Origin of the sequence: uncultured Roseovarius sp. (assembly GCF_913054395.1) — a bacterium.
In the GTDB taxonomy this organism is placed as follows: Bacteria; Pseudomonadota; Alphaproteobacteria; order Rhodobacterales; family Rhodobacteraceae; genus Roseovarius.
In genome coordinates, this window is record NZ_CAJXIP010000003.1 from 1 (window position 1) to 17,686 (window position 17,686).

At 57.6% G+C, this 17,686-nt stretch carries 14 protein-coding genes; 11 read left to right on the forward strand and 3 right to left on the reverse strand.

The features are described 5' to 3' along the window. Positions 1–124 precede the first annotated feature (124 nt). Positions 125–754 (reverse strand): glycosyltransferase family A protein, encoded by a 630-nt coding sequence (locus QZ522_RS00730; RefSeq protein ID WP_294606452.1) that lies wholly within the window; start codon positions 752–754, stop codon positions 125–127. Between the two features lie 317 nt (positions 755–1,071). On the opposite strand from QZ522_RS00730, the gene QZ522_RS00735 reads away from it, so the two are divergent. The 9 genes from QZ522_RS00735 (at position 1,072) to QZ522_RS00775 (ending at position 12,062) form a co-directional block, all read left to right on the forward strand. Further along, positions 1,072–1,431 (forward strand): glycosyltransferase family 2 protein, encoded by a 360-nt coding sequence (locus QZ522_RS00735; RefSeq protein WP_294606454.1) that lies wholly within the window; start codon positions 1,072–1,074, stop codon positions 1,429–1,431. A gap of 25 nt (positions 1,432–1,456) precedes the next feature. Then, the gene (locus QZ522_RS00740; protein ID WP_294606456.1) at positions 1,457–1,627 is read left to right on the forward strand and encodes a hypothetical protein; all 171 of its coding nucleotides are present in this window, start codon (positions 1,457–1,459) and stop codon (positions 1,625–1,627) included. 295 nt (positions 1,628–1,922) lie between these two features. Next, positions 1,923–2,132, forward strand: coding sequence for a hypothetical protein (locus QZ522_RS00745; RefSeq protein WP_294606458.1), 210 nt, complete (start codon positions 1,923–1,925; stop codon positions 2,130–2,132). A 305-nt stretch (positions 2,133–2,437) separates the two neighbouring features. After that, positions 2,438–3,019, forward strand: coding sequence for a VPLPA-CTERM sorting domain-containing protein (locus QZ522_RS00750; protein WP_294606460.1), 582 nt, complete (start codon positions 2,438–2,440; stop codon positions 3,017–3,019). A gap of 224 nt (positions 3,020–3,243) precedes the next feature. Further along, positions 3,244–4,983 (forward strand): type I secretion system permease/ATPase, encoded by a 1,740-nt coding sequence (locus QZ522_RS00755; RefSeq protein ID WP_294606462.1) that lies wholly within the window; start codon positions 3,244–3,246, stop codon positions 4,981–4,983. A gap of 11 nt (positions 4,984–4,994) precedes the next feature. Beyond that, a complete protein-coding gene (locus QZ522_RS00760; RefSeq protein ID WP_294606463.1) occupies positions 4,995–6,308 on the forward strand; it encodes an HlyD family type I secretion periplasmic adaptor subunit in 1,314 nt (437 codons plus the stop codon). Between the two features lie 158 nt (positions 6,309–6,466). Continuing rightward, a complete protein-coding gene (locus QZ522_RS00765; RefSeq protein ID WP_294606464.1) occupies positions 6,467–7,861 on the forward strand; it encodes an efflux transporter outer membrane subunit in 1,395 nt (464 codons plus the stop codon). A 184-nt stretch (positions 7,862–8,045) separates the two neighbouring features. Beyond that, a complete protein-coding gene (locus QZ522_RS00770) occupies positions 8,046–10,883 on the forward strand; it encodes a right-handed parallel beta-helix repeat-containing protein (protein ID WP_294606466.1) in 2,838 nt (945 codons plus the stop codon). 168 nt (positions 10,884–11,051) lie between these two features. Then, positions 11,052–12,062 carry a glycosyltransferase family 2 protein gene (locus QZ522_RS00775; protein WP_294606468.1) on the forward strand — a complete coding sequence of 337 codons (1,011 nt, stop codon included), beginning with the start codon at positions 11,052–11,054 and terminating at the stop codon, positions 12,060–12,062. Here QZ522_RS00775 and QZ522_RS00780 read toward each other — a convergent pair. Together QZ522_RS00780 and QZ522_RS00785 are read right to left on the reverse strand one after the other, a co-directional pair. After that, the gene (locus QZ522_RS00780; protein WP_294606470.1) at positions 12,043–13,257 is read right to left on the reverse strand and encodes an O-antigen ligase family protein; all 1,215 of its coding nucleotides are present in this window, start codon (positions 13,255–13,257) and stop codon (positions 12,043–12,045) included. The two genes, QZ522_RS00775 and QZ522_RS00780, sit on opposite strands and share 20 nt — an antisense overlap. Positions 13,258–13,532: 275 nt before the next feature. Next, positions 13,533–14,939, reverse strand: a complete 1,407-nt coding sequence (locus tag QZ522_RS00785) for an oligosaccharide flippase family protein (RefSeq protein ID WP_294606472.1) — start codon at positions 14,937–14,939, stop codon at positions 13,533–13,535. 161 nt (positions 14,940–15,100) lie between these two features. Here QZ522_RS00785 and QZ522_RS00790 point away from each other — a divergent pair, with 161 nt between their 5' ends. Together QZ522_RS00790 and QZ522_RS00795 are read left to right on the forward strand one after the other, a co-directional pair. Further along, positions 15,101–16,336: a Coenzyme F420 hydrogenase/dehydrogenase, beta subunit C-terminal domain gene (locus QZ522_RS00790; protein WP_294606474.1), complete on the forward strand. Its 1,236-nt coding sequence runs from the start codon at positions 15,101–15,103 to the stop codon at positions 16,334–16,336. A 95-nt stretch (positions 16,337–16,431) separates the two neighbouring features. Beyond that, positions 16,432–17,616, forward strand: a complete 1,185-nt coding sequence (locus tag QZ522_RS00795; protein WP_294606476.1) for a polysaccharide pyruvyl transferase family protein — start codon at positions 16,432–16,434, stop codon at positions 17,614–17,616. Positions 17,617–17,686 lie beyond the last annotated feature (70 nt).

Below are 17,686 nucleotides of genomic sequence, written 5' to 3' on the forward strand. Positions count from 1 at the left end.
GCAGGGACTGTGCTGTCCAGCGCCTTTGCGCCGGGAGAGGCGTGGGGGTTGTTTGTTTCGCACGCGAAACAGTTTTCTGTAATTGATTGAAGTTAATAAGTTTATTAGCATTTGATGCGGAATTTTACGCGCCTGCCGAGAACCGCCAGGCCGCCGCCCATCCGCCCAGACTCTTGCGGTGGCGCAGCGCATAGGCCAGCCGCACAAGCGGGGCCGCCGCGCCAAAACAGCGGGCAATCACCGCACGGCGCGCGGCCAACAGATGCTTGTCCTGCCAGTTGCCGCCTGTCGATTGGCCCTGATGCGTGCCGGGGGCGATGGGAAAGGCATCGCCGCGCAGCCCCGCGTCCAGCATGTCACAGACAAAGATGTAATCCTCACCCACCGGATGTTTCGCACCGATGCCAAAACCTGTGTCAAACGTCACCCCCGCGCGGCGTACTGCATCTGCCCGCACCATCAACTCGGGCGCACAGACACGCCCGGCGGTAAGCTTGCGCAGGGCATAGCGGCCCGCCCGGCGGCCTGACGCGGGCTTGCGTCCGGTCCGCCAACCTGCGGCAAACCCCAAATCCGGCGCGCGTGCGATTTCGGCGGCCAGCGCCAGCAAGCCGCCGGTGTCCAGATCCATGTCATCATCTGCAAACACCAGCAGGGGGGTGCCGCATCGCGCCAGCGCGCTGTTACGGCTGTCGGACAGCCCCGCCGTGGCAAGGGGGATATAGCACAGATCGGGCCGCGTACTCTGTGGCATCGGAGAGGGGGGGCATTTGGATCAGCACCTCATAGCGCAGCCCTTGCGCAGGGGGCGGCAGCCTGATGCGGTTCACGCGCGCGCCGATTGTTGCGATGGCAACGGTAACGTCAAGCGGGGGCGGGGGGGCTGTGGTCATATGCGGCAGGACCCAGGAAGCGATGATCCGGCAAAGGGCACCGGCGGGCGGCAAGATGTAAGGGCAAGGCGGGATTGCGACTTTTCCTTAGGTTGAGCAATAAGCATACTTGCACGGCATGGCGGTGCAACCTAAATGCCCGCGCTGAAACAGCTTGGGGGCAGGAGCGATCAAGATCATGGAAAAATCGGTGAGTTTTCCCATATCAGTCTCTGTTTTGACGGCGGCATATAACGCGGCCGCCGTGCTTGAGCGGGCGGTGCAAAGCGTGCAGGCGCAAACGCTCGGGGATTGGGAGATGAGCATCGTCGATGACCATTCCTCCGATGGCACTGCGGCACTGGTCGAAAACCTTGCCCGACACGATCCGCGTCTGCGTGTGATCCGCCATGCGCTGCGGCAGGGGGCCGGGCTGTGCTATGTCCGGATTTTTGCGGGTGTCCGGCCGCAGCGAACGCCATGTGCGGGTGCCAAAGCGTGTCACGCGGGCGCAATTGCTGCTGGAGAATTGTATCTGCTGCTCCTCTGCTATCTATGATCGTGCCTTGTTAGGGTCTTTTTTCATGCCATCTTTGCCGCTGCGGCAGGATTATGCGCTATGGCTCGCCCTGCTGGAGGTCCTGCTCTGTGCGGTGGGCATAGAAGCGCCATTGGTCCGCCTGCATGTGACGCGCGGATCGCTGTCGTCGAATGAGTGGCGTGCAATGCGCGCGACATGGGCGATGCATCACTGACATCTTGGAACGGGGGCGCTGCGGTTGGGGGGTATGTGTTGCCCCATACCCTGCGCCGGGTGTTGCGCGGGTTAGGGTCTTTCAATGCCTGCGGGGCCTCAAAAGAGGCGAATGTGTTGCGCTGCGGACTCGCATGCGGGGAAAATCATCGCGCATGCGCAATCGTGTAACGGTTTCATGACATAATTTTGCCCCAATCGTGCTTAGCTTTGGTCTTAAATCAGTAATATGTTTACAGGGGCGAGTTGAAGTCATACCGTCAACTTAAGGTTGAATACTCAGGGAGGAGCGTCACATGATCGTTGGACTTATCCTTGTCGGCGGTGTCATTGGCACCCTGTCTGCCTTGACGGTTCTGATTCTGGGACATTCAATCTGGATGGCTTTTCTGATCTATTGCGCCGTGGGCGCTCTGAGCATGCTGGCGGGGGGCGCAATCCTGGCCCTGCGCGCAGGGCAGCAAGACTGGGCCGCAGATGCCACGCCTCGCCCGCAGGGCAGCTAACAGGCATTATCGCCTGTAAAATCGAATCATCCGCAAGCTGACACCAACCGCTAGCTATGCCAAAAATGGCAGCTATTGTTTCGCTCGGCGCAACAAACTCAGCGTTTGCGTGCATTAAGGTTAACCCACCCCCCTGAAACTCTTGCTAGAGTTGCGCCCGCTTTGAATCACTTTGACAAAAAGGGGAAATAAGGCGAGAATATGGCAATTCTGGGAGGGTTGTCCGGATGCGGCGGCGTACATGATGTCGACCCGCATTCTCTGAACGGTTTAGCCTTTCACGTAATTATAGCGAGGTACCAAGAATGTTTGGACTGAAAAGAATTATGATGGTCACCGGTGCTGCGGCCTTGATGGCCGTGGGCAGTGGTTTCGCGGATGATGCCCGGGCTGCAACTGTGTCGTTCCAAAACGGCGCGGATGGGGGCGGCGATACCCGTTTCGAGGTCGAGTGTAGCGTTGCCTGTGAAGGGTGGCTGTTCGATGCTGAAACGCTCGGCGGTGATGTTGGTGGTCTGATCGATTTCCTCGACAACGCTTACGCGGATGGGACTGGGGCGACCTGGGAAGAAAACCTCTTGGCATCAATTGCAGGTGTGACTGGACTGACCTTCTCCAAAGATGAGAGTCCAGATACAAACTATGTCTCCAATGCGTTCTACCAGCTGTTCAAGATCGGGACCACGCCGAATGTGGGCGTGCTCGTGAACACGGCTGGCGTTGCCCAGGAGTATTGGTTCGAGCAACTCGCAGATGGTTCGGGGCTGAGCCATATCTCTGATTATGGCGAAGTGGCGCCGATCCCTGTCCCTGCTGCCGGTATCTTGCTGATCACGGCCCTCGGCGGGCTTGGGGTTGCAGCACGGCGCCGTCGCAAGGCCAGCTAAAGCTGCGAAAAAGCTAAACAATTTCTGAAACAGCCCCGATAGGGGCTGTTTTGCATTTTGAGCCCTTCCATCGACGTTTACGCGAAAATCAGCCCAAGATCGACGTGACGCCATAAATTCGCCACGCTCCCATGGGAAACCTGTAAACAATCATGACACAAATGCAGGATTGTAACCTGCAGAGATACGAAGCCGGCAGGCAAAACAGGCAATTGCGGGGCAGTATGCGAAAGACGAAGGCTGAGGCTGAGGCCAGGAATTCCTATCTCGGGGCCCTGCGGGGGCTGCGTGGCACCTTTGTGATGGTGGGGCTGTTCAGCGCGATTATCAACCTGCTGATGCTGACCGGGCCGGTCTATATGCTGCAGGTCTATGACCGGGTGCTCTCGTCCGGGTCGGTCTCGACGCTTCTGGGGCTCTTTGGCATCGTGATCCTGCTCTACGGGTTTCTCGGCCTCTATGATTTCCTGCGCGCGCGGCTCTTGTCGCGGGCGGCCCTGCGGCTTGATGCGCAAGTCGGCGAAGAGGCCTTCCGCTTTGTCTTGCGTGCAGGCGCGATCGGGGCGAAATCCCGTATCGATCCGAGGGCACAGCCGGTGCGCGATCTTGAACTGGTGCGCGGTTTCATGAGCAGCCCGGCCATCACCGGGCTTTTCGATCTGCCCTGGATGCCGCTCTTTCTTGGGCTGGTGTTTTTTGTCCATCCCTGGTTGGGATTCTTGACGCTGGCCGGGGCAGGGGTGGTGACGGTTGCGGCTCTGCTCAATCAATTCCTGGCGCAAAAATCCATCAGCCAGGCAATGTCGATGGAAGGCGCCGAGCGCAACCTCGCAGGGCTGGCGCGCAGCGATGCCGAGACCATCAGCGCGCTTGGCATGCGCGAACGGCTGGTCACGCGCTGGCGGGCGCAGCATGATGCGTCCCTGGCGGCGGGGCAGGTGGGCAGCGATCGCTCCGAGGGGTTTGCCTCTTTCTCGAAATCCTTCCGGCTTTTGCTGCAATCGGCGCTTTTGACCATGGGGGCCTTTCTTACCCTGCAGCAGGAGATCACGCCGGGCATGATCATCGCCACCTCGATCATCGCGGGGCGGGCGCTGGCGCCGGTCGATCAGGTGATTGGCCAGTGGCGTGCGATCGGCCGTGCGCGGGAAGCGCATAAACGCCTGCGTGACATTTTTGGCCAACTGCCGGCCGGCAAGCCACGGATTGACCTGCCCGCTCCCGTGGGTGAGCTTCGTGTCACGTCCCTGACCAAGCTGGCCCCGGTGGATCCCGAGATGGGCGCCGATCGCCCCCGCATCCTTGACCGGGTCAGTTTCGCTCTTTCGGCGGGGGACGGTCTGGGCGTGGTCGGCAACAGTGCTGCGGGCAAATCGACGCTGGCGCGGCTTCTGGTCGGGGCCTGGGTGCCCGAGGCCGGCGAGGTCCGGCTTGACGGCGCCACGCTTGATCAATGGACGCCAGAGTCGCTTGGGCGTCATATCGGCTATCTGCCGCAAACCCTTCAGATGCTGCCGGGCAGCGTTGGTCAGAACATAGCGCGCTTCGATCCCGAGGCGAAGGATGCCGATGTGATCGATGCCGCGCGTATCGCCGGTGTGCATGAGATGATCCTGAGGCTGCCCGACGGCTATGCCACCCATATGGACCAGATGACCCGCCCCTTGTCAGGCGGGCAGATTCAGCGTTTGGGGCTGGCGCGTGCCATCTTCGGGGCCCCCCGCCTGATCGTGCTGGACGAACCCAATTCCAATCTTGACGCCGATGGCGATGATGCCCTGTCCCAGGCGATCCACACCATGCGTCAGCGCGGCAGCGTCGTGGTGGTCATGGCGCATCGGCCAAGTGCCATTGCTGCGGTCAACAAGGTCCTGTTGCTGCATCAGGGGCGCGCGGCAAAGTTCGGCGACAAGGATGAGGTGCTGCGCGGCGCAGCCCGTCCGGTCTCGGTCGTGGCGCAGTGAAGGGGCCCGGAATGTCAGCAGAAGCCTTTTCCACCCCCGTCCTGAAAACCGACATCTCCCGGGCGGGCCGTATCGGCATGCTGGCGGGGCTGGTCCTGATGGTGGCGGTCTTTGCCTGGGCCTATCTTACGCCGATCAGCGGGGCGGTTATCGCCTCGGGCGCTGCGGTGGTGCGGGGAAAACCCAAGATCGTCCAGAGTCTCGATGGCGGCATCATCGACGAAATCCGGGTGTCGGATGGGGATCGGGTCAATGCGGGCGACATGCTCTTGCGTCTGGATCCGACGCTGTTGCGGATCAATCTGGAAATGTATCGCAACCGCCTGGCAGAGACCCGTGCCAAGATCAGCCGCCTGCGGGCAGAGCAGCTTAACAGCAAGGCCCTGGTTTTTGACTATGACACCAGGTTCCTGGAGGATCTGCCGCTGGGAATTATCAATGTCGGACAACGGGAGATATTCGAGGCCCGTCTCGAGGTGATGAAAGGGCGCAAGGAGCAACTGCGCGAAAAGATCGAGCAGTTCTACAACCAGATTTCGGGCGTGGAGGGCCTTATCCAGGCCAAGCGCGATCAGCTGGCCTTTGTGGAACAGGAACTGGTCGATGTCAGCGCGCTGCACGCGGAAGGGCTGGCCCGTGAGGGTCAGGTGCTCGAATTGCAGCGGTCCCGATCCGGGCTTCTGGGCGAGATTTCCGAGCATCAGTCCGAAATGGCGCGAATCCGCAATTCAGTTCGCGACACCGAGCTCGAAATTCTCCAGTCCGACCGCCAGTTCAAGGAACAGGTCGTCACCGATCTGGGAGAGGCGGTCACGCAGGGCGAAGAGCTGCTGTTGCAGATCGTGACGGCCCGCAAACAGCTGGAACGGATCGACATCCTGTCGCCGGTGGATGGCATCGTGCATGAAATGCAGGTTTTCAACGCAGGCGGCGTGGTGCCGCCGGGCGAAACGATCCTGCAGGTCATCCCGGTCTCGGAAGGGGTGGATTTCGAAGTCAGGGTCGCCCCCGATGCGATTGACCAGGTGATCCAGGGACAGCGCGCAAAGGTGGTCTTTTCCGCCTTCAGCACGCGCACCGCGCCCGAAATCTTCGGCAGGGTCTCGGGGATATCCCCCAGCAGTGTCACCGATCCGTCGACGGGGCAGAGTTTCTACCGGGTGACTCTGGCAATCCCGCCCGAACAGCTGGCGCTTCTTGAAGGGCATGAGATATTGCCGGGGATGCCGATCGAGGCCTTTTTGCAAACCGGCGAGCGGACGGTCCTGAGCTATCTTGTCAGGCCGCTGACCGATCAGTTGCGTCGCGCTTTCCGCGACGATTAGGGCGGGGGCGTGTGATGCAGTGATGGCACAGCGGGCCATCATTATGAAGGATGTCTTGTTTTAAAACGATTTTCAGGCGATGCTGTGGCAGAGCAGCCGCATGACGACAACCGGATATCAAAAACCGGGCGCATGGGGCGATGAGGCAGGATGTTTTTATGATCGGAAAGAGCTGGTGCCACGCGCCACGCGCATTCGTTGTTCTGGCTGGGCTGTCGGCTCTGGCGGGCTGTTCGGATGATCCGTACAAGCCCCCGGTCTTTTCCTTTCTGTCGTCCTACAAGGCCAGCGCGGACAGCGCGCCGGTTCTGCTGAGCAACACCGACTGGTGGAAGACATTCAACGATCCCACCCTGAACGCTCTGGTCGAGATCGGGCTTGCCGACAATCTCAATCTGGAACTGGCCAAGGAACGGGTGATCGAGGCGCAGGCGATCCAGCGCAGCGTGCCGCAATCGGCGTTCCTGTCACCCCGGGCCGGCGTGCGACGTGAGCGCACGGACAGCGGCAGAAATCAGACCCGCGCCGAGGCCGGGCTCGGGTTCGACTGGATCCTGGACATCTATGGCGGCCGCCGGGCGCAGATCGACGCTGCCGGGGGGCGCATCGAGGTGGCCGATGCAGAGGTGGATGCGGCCCAATTGCTATTGCTGCTCAATATAGCCAATGCCTATATCGACCTGCGCTATCAGCAGACAGCCCTTCAACTGCGGCACTCGGAATTGCGATCACGCCGCCAGACGCTGGATCTGATCGAGCGCCTGCAACAAGGCAATGCCGCCACCCAGGTCGATGTGGTCAAGGCGCGCGCGCTTGTATCCGAGACCCGCGCGGATATCCCCGAAATCAAGGCTGCGATCGACACGGCCAAGAACGAACTCGCAGTGCTTCTGGGCAAGGTGCCCGGCACATTGCAGATTGATCTTGACGGCTCCGCGCGCCAGCCGCGCGTGTCGCTTTCGCCCGAGGTGGGCATACCGGCCGATCTTTTGCGCAACCGCCCTGATATCCGGGTGGCCGAGCGCAGCTATTACGCCGCCTTCCGCGATGTCGCGGGCGCGCGCGCCGACCTCTATCCACAGCTTTCCCTGAGCGGGACGATTACGCGCACCTCGCTTTCAGGATCCCGTGGCACCGAGTATTTCTTCGGGCCTTCGCTGCAGTTTCCGATCCTGCCCAACAGTGCCCGCCGCGCCACGGTCGAACAGCGCCAGTCGCTGGTCCGCCAGGGCCATACCCAATGGAAGCTGACGGTGCTCGAGGCGATCCGGGATGTCGAAAGTTCTCTGGTCGATTACTCTGCGAGCCTCTCGGCACAGCGCGCCGCCGAAGAAACCGTGCGGCTCTATAAAGAGGTCGTGACGCTGACCCGTCAGATCGTCACCGGCGACGGCGCCACAATCCGCGACCTCATCGAGGCCGAACAGAACGTCGCCACCGCCAACACCACCCTTGCCGCCACCCTCAACCGCGTCGGCCGCAGCTTTGTGGCCCTGAACGTGAACCTCGGGTCGGGTCATGCGGTTGGAAGGGATCGCACAGCCTCGGAGTGAGCGGGGGCTACACAGAGATGTGATTTTTGGACCGCTTGGGAGCGTAGCTTTTCCACGAGTCAGCCACAATCCGCCATGCTTTGGTCTTAGCTAGGCCATTTCTTGCTGCTTTTTATACGTGGAGAAAAAGTACTCCAATAGCGTCGAAACCTGATTTATCGGCGCTGAAAAAAAGGTGGGACTCATGGCAGCTATTTATTCCGTTTCGACAGCAGAAGAACTTATGAATGCCCTGGCCTCAGCCTCGGGCAGCGACACGATTGAATTGGCTGGCGGAGATTATGGGGATTTAACGCTCATTGATGGCAAGACGGGCTTTGATGTCACCTTCGATACAGAAGTGACAATCCGCTCTGCAGATGCCACCCAGCCCGCAAGCTTTTCCGGGTTGGATTTGCGCGGGGTTTCGAACCTGACGTTTGATGGTCTGGTCTTTGATTATGTATTCAGCGCCGACGATCCAAGTCATATCAGCCCGTTCCAAGTCGGATATGGGAGCAGCTATGTCACCATCAAGAATTCGGTTTTTGATGGTGATGTTGCGAGCGGCATATCGGAAATAGATGATGGATATGGGTATGGTGTCGGTCTGAACGTAAGAGGCGCTTCGAATATCTCTGTGGAAAACAATGAGTTTTTCAATTGGACCCGCGGCGCCGTTTACGCGCAGACCGAGAATCTTTTGGTAACTGGTAACGAAGTATATGCGATCCGGTCAGATGGGTTCGATTTCGTAGAGGTGAATTCTGTCCTGATCGAGGGCAACTATATCCATGATTTTGCCGCTTCGCCAAATTCGGCCGATCATCGCGATATGATCCAGTTCTGGACAAGTGGCACGACGTCACCAACAACCGATGTCATTATCAGGGATAACATTCTCGATATAGGTGAAGGGTCATACACGCAATCGATCTTCATGGGGAATGAAGAGGTTGTTTCGGGTCGCGCCGGGCCTGAGATGTATTATCAGAATATTCTCATAGAGAATAACACGATTTACAATGCTCATACACATGGCATCACGGTTGGCGAAACCAATGGCTTGATTATCCGGAACAACTCGATCCTTCAAGTCGAAGGTGAGATGCATGGCCTCTCCGGGAGCGTCACGATCCCCAAGATCAATGTGAAATCGGATTCAGTTTCGGTCATCATCGAAGGCAACATTACAAGTGGGATCAACGGATTTGATCAACAAACCGACTGGACCATTTTAGACAATGCGTTCATCCAGCCTTCTGAGTATCTGGAGCATTTTGTAACGTCGACAATCGATACCGAGAACGGAGCAAATCAGTATATTATTCTTCCCGATAGTGCGATCGAACAGCTTGGTGCCGGATCGAGTCATATTCAGTTTCCCTATACGTCGGAAACACTTGCCCCTCAGTTCCAGGTTCACTCGGATGCGTCTTCCGGGCAGATTCTGGTCTTTGACGCCTCGCTGAGTGTGGGGGCTCTGGGGTTGTTGTCGGAAAATGATGCAACTTTCACCTGGACCTTTGGGGATGGCAGCACTGCTACAGGTCAGATCGTGAAGCATGAATTTGCATCTGCTGGTTATCATGATGTGACACTCACGGTCACGACCCAGGATGGCACATCCGCCGAGACACATTTCACCACGGGCATTGCAGGTGACGATCTTGTTCAGTTTGACGCTCAGTCAGGACTGTTCGAAGCCTTGGCCTTTGGCGAGGAAACGGCGCTGGACAGCGGAGCCATGCCCTTGCTGACAACCGCAGATGGCTTTGCCCTGCGCTTGGGCGGAGAAGGCACTCAAGCCAGTGTTGCGGCATCAGAACTGTCTCGCTTCTTCGGGACGGATGAATTTGAAATGTCCATGACCCTGAAGGCTGGCAGTGCGGCTGGCTGGGGAGAAATTGCCCGCATTCATACGAGCTTTACCGCCAGTGTCGATCAAGACGGGAATTTTTCCCTGGATCTGTTTTTCGATGACGGGTCCCGCATGAACATGAAAAGCCAAGGCATTTCGCTGCTTGATGGTGCCCTTCATGACGTGACCGTGCGCTTTGATGGCGAAGCCGGTTTTGCCGAAATCCTGATCGACGGTCAGGTGGTTGCGTCGGAAAATGTGTCCGGATCTCTTGGGGGCGGGCCTCGGTCTCTCGATTTTGGCAATCCCTGGGGGTCGCAGAATTTCGAAGGAGAATTGTCAGCGTTTGCACTTAGTGCGGAATCTCTTGATTTTCCGATCTATGATGGTGCGGCAGACTTGCCTTCCGACACGCCAACCGAGGGCACAACCACCGACACGCCGCCCGCGGATACAACCACCGACGCACCAACCGAGGATACAACTACGGATACGCCGACTGAGGATACAACCACGGATACAACTGTGCCCACAGACCCTGAGCCTCTGCCTGAAGAGGATTCCGGAGCACTCGAACCTTTGCTACATGGGGGCTACGAGCTGGATTTTGCTTCGGCGGTAACCTCTGGCAGTATCACGTTGTATGATGATGCCCATATAATCGAGACACTGAGCGGAGCTGCTCTAAGTTTCGACGGCAAGAAGGATTCTGCATCGCTAGGCCGTCTTACGGAATTCGAAGAATCCCAGAAAATCGCGTTCTCGATCGACTTCACCAGCACTTCCACCCGTGGTGGTGCTGAAAAGCTGGTTTGGAACGATCAGAAAATAGGCCTGACGCTGGAAGGAGATGGGGTTCGTGTGCACGTCGGGAATACCGACTATCAGTTCAGCACAGGCTTTCTGGTGGACGGTCTGGGTCTGAATGATGGTAATACGCACACGGCAACTGTGATGGTCGATGCCGAGACAGACCGGTTACAGGTTGTGGTGGATGATGTTCTGGTTCTCGACGAGCAAGGCACCGATTTTGATTTAGCAGGGGCAGGCGGGCATGACCAGGGCTGGTATTTGGGTACCCCCAGGAATCAATGGTTCGAGGGTGAAGTCTCTGAGTTCCAGGTCAGTGATGATTTCACGTTTATCGATCCCGTCACAGAGGATGGGGCTATTTTGGTCTGATGTAATTGGGTGAGGCCATTTTCCGTCAAGCGGCATGCCCTTTCAGAAGGGGGATGCTACGACCTTTAGGAAATGTGAACTTGAGTTTCGACCCATGTTTGGATCATCTGGCTGGTTATATTAGACCTCTTTTTTCCAAATGAACTTGGAGCCTATGGAGACCAGCGCATGATTGCTGTGATTATTGTCACTTATAATTCCGAAGATATTATACGGAATTGCCTCGACAGCTTGGCGCGTTCGGAAGGTGAAGCACTTCGAGTTGTGATCTGCGATAATGCTTCGACCGACGCAACGGTCCAGGTTGTACGAGACTGGAGCGCAGAGCGCCGCGTTGACTTTGATGAAATCTACGCCCCGGCGACAGGTCAGCCGACTGCGGATTTCACGCTCCTCCGGTCGCCCAGGAACCTGGGCTTTGCGGGGGGCGTCAACCGGGGTCTCGAATTTTTGTTGCGGGACGCGCAATGCGATCTTTTCTGGTTGCTTAATCCCGACTGCGAGATTGAGACGACTACGGCGTCCGCGTTTCGACGCCGTGCCCACACATCCGGCGCGTTCTCCCTGATGGGATCACGCATCCTGTATTGCGATGCACCGGGTCTCATTCAATCCGATGGGGGCCGCGTCGGGCGTTGGACGGGGATCTGCCGGAATCTCAACCAAGGCGGTGACCCAAGGTTTGCCATTCGGCCGGACGCGCGGGATATCGATTTCATTTCCGGGGCGAGCGTGGTCGCCTCGCGGGATTTCATCGAAGCTGTGGGGCTGATGCGCGAGGATTACTTTCTCTACTATGAAGAGGTGGAGTGGGCCGCGCGGCGTGGTGATCTTCCCCTGCTTCTTTGTAACGAGGCGCTTGTTCACCATCAGGGCGGTACTGCTATTGGAAGCGGATCGATTACTCGTCGGGCGTCTCCCCTGGCGCTCTATTTCAACTACCGCAATCGGATGCGCTATCTCGCGCAGGTTAATCCCATAGCATTGCCAGTTTCTTGTCTGGCATCACTGGCTCGCATTCTGAAACTGGCAGTACATCGCGCCTGGCCGGAGGCCTGGGCCGCACTCCTCGGCATGTTTCAATTGCCACCGCCCAGCTGGGTGCGCGCGGTCCTCTCCGAGGATGCCGCTGAATATGCGTTTGGTCGCCGCCTGAGCTCTACGACTGCACCCCGTTAGAAATGGGGGGATGACCCCGGCCGATTTTGTTAAACCTTGTATATGGGACTGAACGGACAGCTTTCTGTTCAGTCTGATCCCCTGTGTCGTTTTCAGCTTGAGGCACTGCGGTGATAAACCACGCACCGGCGCCAAATAAGAAAAAGGTGAACGAGTACATCGTACCCCAAACATGCACAGTGGCCAGCGTGACGCTTAACCCAACAAAGGAAATCATCCAGGCCCGCCGGTATAGCCAAAGACGGCGATCATTATCAAAGCGGCGCCGTCCGACTTGAACGAGCGTGATCACATATCCGAGTGCGAGCAACGCGAAGCCGGGAATGCCATAGCGCATGGCGATCACGAGCCAGAAATTGTCTACAGTCGCAGACATCCACCAGATACGTGTCCAGTCGTTAAGCCCAAGGCCAAAAATTGGATTGGCCCAGACATTCATCATGCCTTGTTCGAATATTATGGCACGACCATAGGCCGTAGCGGGGTTGAACGCCAAATAGGATACAAGGACGATCAGCGGCGGCCGATTGGACAGGATGTCCACCGTCACGTAACCGGCAAGGAATAGCCCTGCAAGGATCACCCAACGTTTGGCAACACGGTCAAAGACCCATGCCCAGAAAACCAGGCCGAGTTGGAGAACCACTGCCACCAGAGCCCCGCTGGACAATGAAAAGAAAACGCAGGCTCCGACAAGGCCGATTGAAATATATCGGACTGTATTTCCGTATAGGTTCTTGAAGGCGATCCATGCGAGCGGGAAGGCGCTGGCGCAGAAAAAACCATAGAGAATAGGATGGGCCGCAAACACCTGTGTTCGGTAGAGACCGAAGCGTTTGCGATTGTACCAATCGTCCGTCATTGGATCTACACTTGTAAGACCCGGCAAACCTCGGATCGCATCAAGAATGACCGTTTTCCCGGTCAAGGCCTCATGAATGGCAAAGGGAAGGGTACAGCAGGCGATCAGAACCAATAACCGGCATAATCCCCCAAAGCTCTTAATGTCACGAATATAAGCGCGACCAAGCATGTAGCCGCCAATGAATTCAATTCCGATAGACCCGACTTGCTGTGTGAACTCGGCAGGATTGTTGATCGCAAGGGCCACACAAATCCAGAAAAAGTGAAGGAAGAACAAATAATCGACCCAGAGAATCCTGCCGTATTTGCCTTTGAGAAGATTGATGACCATCGGAATGATCAAGAGCAATAGCAGGACTCGGACTCCGGTTAATCTCAGTGAGCCCAGATAGAAATGTACGGGAACGGCTACTGCAATAAGATAAAGGAGGACAGGGATTGGTAGGTGTGTCCTGACGCCCATATCTGGCGCGCTACCACGTGCAGCCGGTAGAAGTTTGTTAGTCATTTGGAAGAGGCCATTATTCTAAATTTAGTCTCTTTTATGAGTGAGTACATTATTGGTGTGATCTAACATCCATCTGATCTGACTGCCGCTCCGAGATTTCACCGAGCCCGCTTTCGGAGTGAATAAGTACAAAAGTCCCTCATCATGAACAGGGTGAACACTAACAAGGAAAGCATAGCTGCTAAAGCGGCTGATGAGGCCTCTATTTTATTTGCGCAGATTGCAGCCACGCATAAAGCAAGACTTCCGAAAATTGATCCAACAAGCGGACGAATACTAACTTTAGATCGCCACCAAATAAGGAACAATGAAACGACAAACCCACTTAATTCCCCGAGAATGGCCAAAGCAATAATATAATCTATTCTACCTGTACGAACTGCTACGATGTACCCAATCGGCAATAGTAGAACGCGAATAGTGTTTGCAATCATGGGGCTTTCAGTCCGCCCATCTGCAAGGGCAACGGATGACGGCCCTCCCTTGAAAACTCGAAGGCATTGCAGAACGGCAAGTAGCGTGAAAATTGATAGAAGGTCGTCGAATTTAGGACCCAGAAGGATATTCACTATCAGCTGGCCAAAAATCACGATGAAACAGACAAAGCTCACTCCAAACAGCATATGTCCTTCGGTCGCTACCATGGCTATATGTTGAAATCGTGCCTCTTCCTTCTCTGTATTGCGATCAAGCTTGGAAAGCAGTGGTAGAAAAAAATTCTGCGCCGACTTTGCCACAACGAGCGTTGGCGCCAGGGTCAGTGTCATCCCCATGGCGAAGATGGCCAGGGCTTCCATCCCGAGCACGCGGCCGACGATAAACTTGTCGCCCTGAAAAACACAGAACATCAAAATTGAATTCACAAGGATCGGCCAACCGAACCGCAGCGAGTTTTTCATGATGCTACGATCAAAGACAAGCCGGTAGGGGCGCTCGGCTACGATATGGGAGGTCAGCGTCATGACGGCGATCTGCGCCAGGATTGCCCAGAGCATCACGCGCCAGTCCCCCAGCCAGACCGCCAGCGGCCAGATGATCAAGAGCGACATTAGCGCGGGCACGCCACCGGTCAGGATGAGCGGCCAGAACCGCATTTGCCGGTTGAGGCGGTGGATGTCGAAATGCTCGAACGCCTTGATGACGGGGACTATTGCAAGAACCTGATAGGCCCAGACGACCTCGGGAATACCGAGAAATCGGGCAATCGGATCGGCGATCAGGAACAGCATCACGCCGGACACAATCCCGCGCAGCACCTGAAACCCTTGCAGTGCGGACTGAAACCGGGGGTCGTCACCATCTTTCGACTGCACGATCTGCTGTTGCAGTCCGAAGGCGGATGTAAGTTCCACCATGCCCATCACCACCGCGAAGGTGGCGGCAATGCCATAGTCCTCGACCGGAATAAGCCGGGCAACGATCAGATTGCGCGCCAGCAGAAGCAGAGAGGCGGCGGCATTTCCGGACAGGATCAGGAGAGCGGTGCGAAACACGTTGAAATTCAAGACCTTTCCGACAATGCCGATCGATGCGAGAGGTATTTCCCGTTTGCTGGCATGGGGTCAAGCCGTTATTAGAGGCTCTGGAAATTCACGCGACGAACTGGGCTCCACATGCCACGTTAAAACCTGAAGATGATAGGTATTTCACTGAAAGGACAGGACGAATGCATGAGCCCCGACCGAGCAAGAACCTGGCCGATATAGCAAAGGGTGACCTATGCGCCGGGTGCGGCGCCTGTGCCGGGATGTTTCCCGACAAACTTGCGATGGAAATGTCCCCACCCGGTTTTCTGCGACCTAGGCAGATCGCCCCGCTGACCGGGGCCGAGGATGACTGTCTGGCCGGTTTCTGTCCTGCACTTGGGCAGGTGGTCGAGACGCAGGGGCGCACGGATGATACCCTCTGGGGGCCTTACCTGGAGATGCAGACTGGCTGGTCCACCGCGCCTGACCTGCGATTTGCCGGGGCGTCTGGCGGGGCCCTGTCTGGCCTGCTGCTCCATCTGCTGGAAAGCGGTGACGTGGATGCCGTGGTACAGATCGCCGCCTCTGCGGACACCCCCATTGCCAACCAGACCGTGATTAGCACGGACCGCGCCGGAATCCTGGCAGGCGCCGGATCTCGCTATGCCCCTTCGGCCCCCCTGGCCCAACTGGGGCAGCTTTTGGCCTCGGGGCAGCGTTATGCCTTTGTGGGCAAGCCCTGCGATATTGTCGCGCTGCGCACCCTGGCCAATAATAGGCCAGAGGTGGCGGCAGCCTTTCCGATCATGCTGTCCTTCTTCTGTGCCGGTGTGCCCTCCGAGACCGGTGGCCGTGAAGTTCTGGCGGCTATTGGGGTTGATCCGGAAATGGTGGCGCGTTTTCGCTATCGGGGGCAGGGATGGCCCGGACGCGCAACGGCAGTACTGAAAGACGGCAGCGAGCGCTCGATGAGCTATCATGACAGTTGGGGCAGTGTCCTCTCGAAACATGTCCAGCACCGCTGCAAGATCTGCGCGGACGGCACCGGAAAGGCGGCCGATATCGTCTGCGCCGATGCCTGGGAAAGCGATGCCGCCGGGTATCCGGTCTTTGACGAGGCCGAAGGCATCAGTCTGATCGTCAGCCGCACGGCATTGGGGGAGCGGCTTCTGAAAGAGGCGGCAGCCGCCGGCCGGATCGAAACCGCAGCCTTCGATGTCGCGCACCTGGCGGCGATTCAGCCAGGACAGAGAGAGCGGCGGCGCGCCCTGCTTGCGCGGCTGCTGGCACTGCGCCTCGCAGGGCAGCCCATACCGCGGTATCGTGGCCTCAATCTCTGGGGTGCGGCCCGGCAGAACCCGGCCCTGCGCAACCTGAAGAACTTTCTGGGCATGCTGCGCCGGGTTCTCCGGCATCGTCTTTCTGACAAGGGGTAAAGGTGGCAAATATCCCCATCTCTGCCTTATCAGTATCACAAGTTTATGCTAACGGCTTGTGAACTGTGTTTTTTCGGTCTTTTCAGGATATATTAATGCTCAAGATTGGCCTTATTTTCCATTCCGCCAGCAATGACAACATGGGGGTCGGGGCGCTGAGTGTATCCGAGGTGGCGATCATCCGGCGAATTGCCGAGCGGCGCAATCTTCCTGTCACGATCAAGGTCATCGACAGCATCGCAGAACGCCCGGCTTACGTAACTGGCGAGGATATCGAGATCCGGCCAACCCGGCCATTGCGCAAACCGCTGGATTTTTTCAGGGCTATCCGGGGCTGCGACATGGTCATCGACATCGGCGGGGGGGACAGCTTTGCCGATATCTACGGCCCTCGTCGCCTGACCCAGATGTTGATGATGAAGTACCTGACGCATCTGGCCCGCAAGCCTCTGGTCCTGGCCCCGCAGACATTCGGGCCGTTCCGGCATCGCCTCTCGACCTTCCTTGCACGCCAGAGCATCCGGCTCAGCGCAATCACCACGACGCGCGACAGCCTGTCTACCGCCTGCCTGCGTGAGATGGGGATCAGGGGGGATATCATCGAGGCCTCGGACGTGGCGCTGCGCTTGCCGTATGACCCCCCGGCAAAGCGCCCAGAGGGTGGGCCGGTCAGGATCGGGATCAATGTCTCGGGCCTGTTGATGGGCGGCGGCTATACCCGCGACAACATGTTCGGGCTGAAGATGGATTACCCCAAGTTGATGCGTGACATCCTTCAGGGTTTTGCCGATCATCCGGATGCGTGCGAGATCCACCTCGTGCCGCATGTGGTCTCATGGACCCGCAGTACGACCGAGGATAAATACCGCGAGGATGACTATACTGCCAGCGTCAAACTGAGTGAGGCCTTTCCTTTCGTGAAGGTCGCCCCGGCCTTTACCTCGCCGCCAGAGGCCAAGAGCTATATTGCGGGGATGGATTTTTTCATGGGCGCGCGCATGCATGCCTGTATCGCGGCCTTCTCGTCCGGGGTGCCGGTGGTGCCCATGGCCTATAGCCGCAAGTTTGCAGGCCTGTTCGGGTCGCTGGGGTATGAGGAGACGGTCGATTGCACCACCCAGAGCGCCGAGGATATCCTGGCACGGATTTTCGATGCCTATGGGCGCCGGGCCGAGCTGAAGCATGCGCAGGAAGCCGCCCTTGAAACCGGGCTGGATAAACTGGGGCTTTATGAAACAGCCCTTGGAGATATGATGGAACGGCTGGCGCGATGGCACTGACGTATCGAGTTTCTTGTAAGTTTCAGGCGGCTATGGGCTTTTGTACTGATTTCCATTTTCCATCCAGGGC

What these genes read in the sequence shown, in the direction of transcription:
- QZ522_RS00795 (WP_294606476.1), top strand. Translation starts at nt 16,432, where the DNA reads ATGCTCAAGATTGGCCTTATTTTCCATTCCGCCAGCAATGACAACATG.
- QZ522_RS00735 (WP_294606454.1), top strand. Translation starts at nt 1,072, where the DNA reads ATGGAAAAATCGGTGAGTTTTCCCATATCAGTCTCTGTTTTGACGGCG.
- QZ522_RS00760 (WP_294606463.1), top strand. Translation starts at nt 4,995, where the DNA reads ATGTCAGCAGAAGCCTTTTCCACCCCCGTCCTGAAAACCGACATCTCC.
- QZ522_RS00750 (WP_294606460.1), top strand. Translation starts at nt 2,438, where the DNA reads ATGTTTGGACTGAAAAGAATTATGATGGTCACCGGTGCTGCGGCCTTG.
- QZ522_RS00790 (WP_294606474.1), top strand. Translation starts at nt 15,101, where the DNA reads ATGCATGAGCCCCGACCGAGCAAGAACCTGGCCGATATAGCAAAGGGT.
- QZ522_RS00730 (WP_294606452.1), bottom strand. Translation starts at nt 754, where the DNA reads ATGCCACAGAGTACGCGGCCCGATCTGTGCTATATCCCCCTTGCCACG.
- QZ522_RS00775 (WP_294606468.1), top strand. Translation starts at nt 11,052, where the DNA reads ATGATTGCTGTGATTATTGTCACTTATAATTCCGAAGATATTATACGG.
- QZ522_RS00755 (WP_294606462.1), top strand. Translation starts at nt 3,244, where the DNA reads ATGCGAAAGACGAAGGCTGAGGCTGAGGCCAGGAATTCCTATCTCGGG.
- QZ522_RS00770 (WP_294606466.1), top strand. Translation starts at nt 8,046, where the DNA reads ATGGCAGCTATTTATTCCGTTTCGACAGCAGAAGAACTTATGAATGCC.
- QZ522_RS00745 (WP_294606458.1), top strand. Translation starts at nt 1,923, where the DNA reads ATGATCGTTGGACTTATCCTTGTCGGCGGTGTCATTGGCACCCTGTCT.
- QZ522_RS00740 (WP_294606456.1), top strand. Translation starts at nt 1,457, where the DNA reads ATGCCATCTTTGCCGCTGCGGCAGGATTATGCGCTATGGCTCGCCCTG.
- QZ522_RS00780 (WP_294606470.1), bottom strand. Translation starts at nt 13,257, where the DNA reads ATGGTCATCAATCTTCTCAAAGGCAAATACGGCAGGATTCTCTGGGTC.
- QZ522_RS00765 (WP_294606464.1), top strand. Translation starts at nt 6,467, where the DNA reads ATGATCGGAAAGAGCTGGTGCCACGCGCCACGCGCATTCGTTGTTCTG.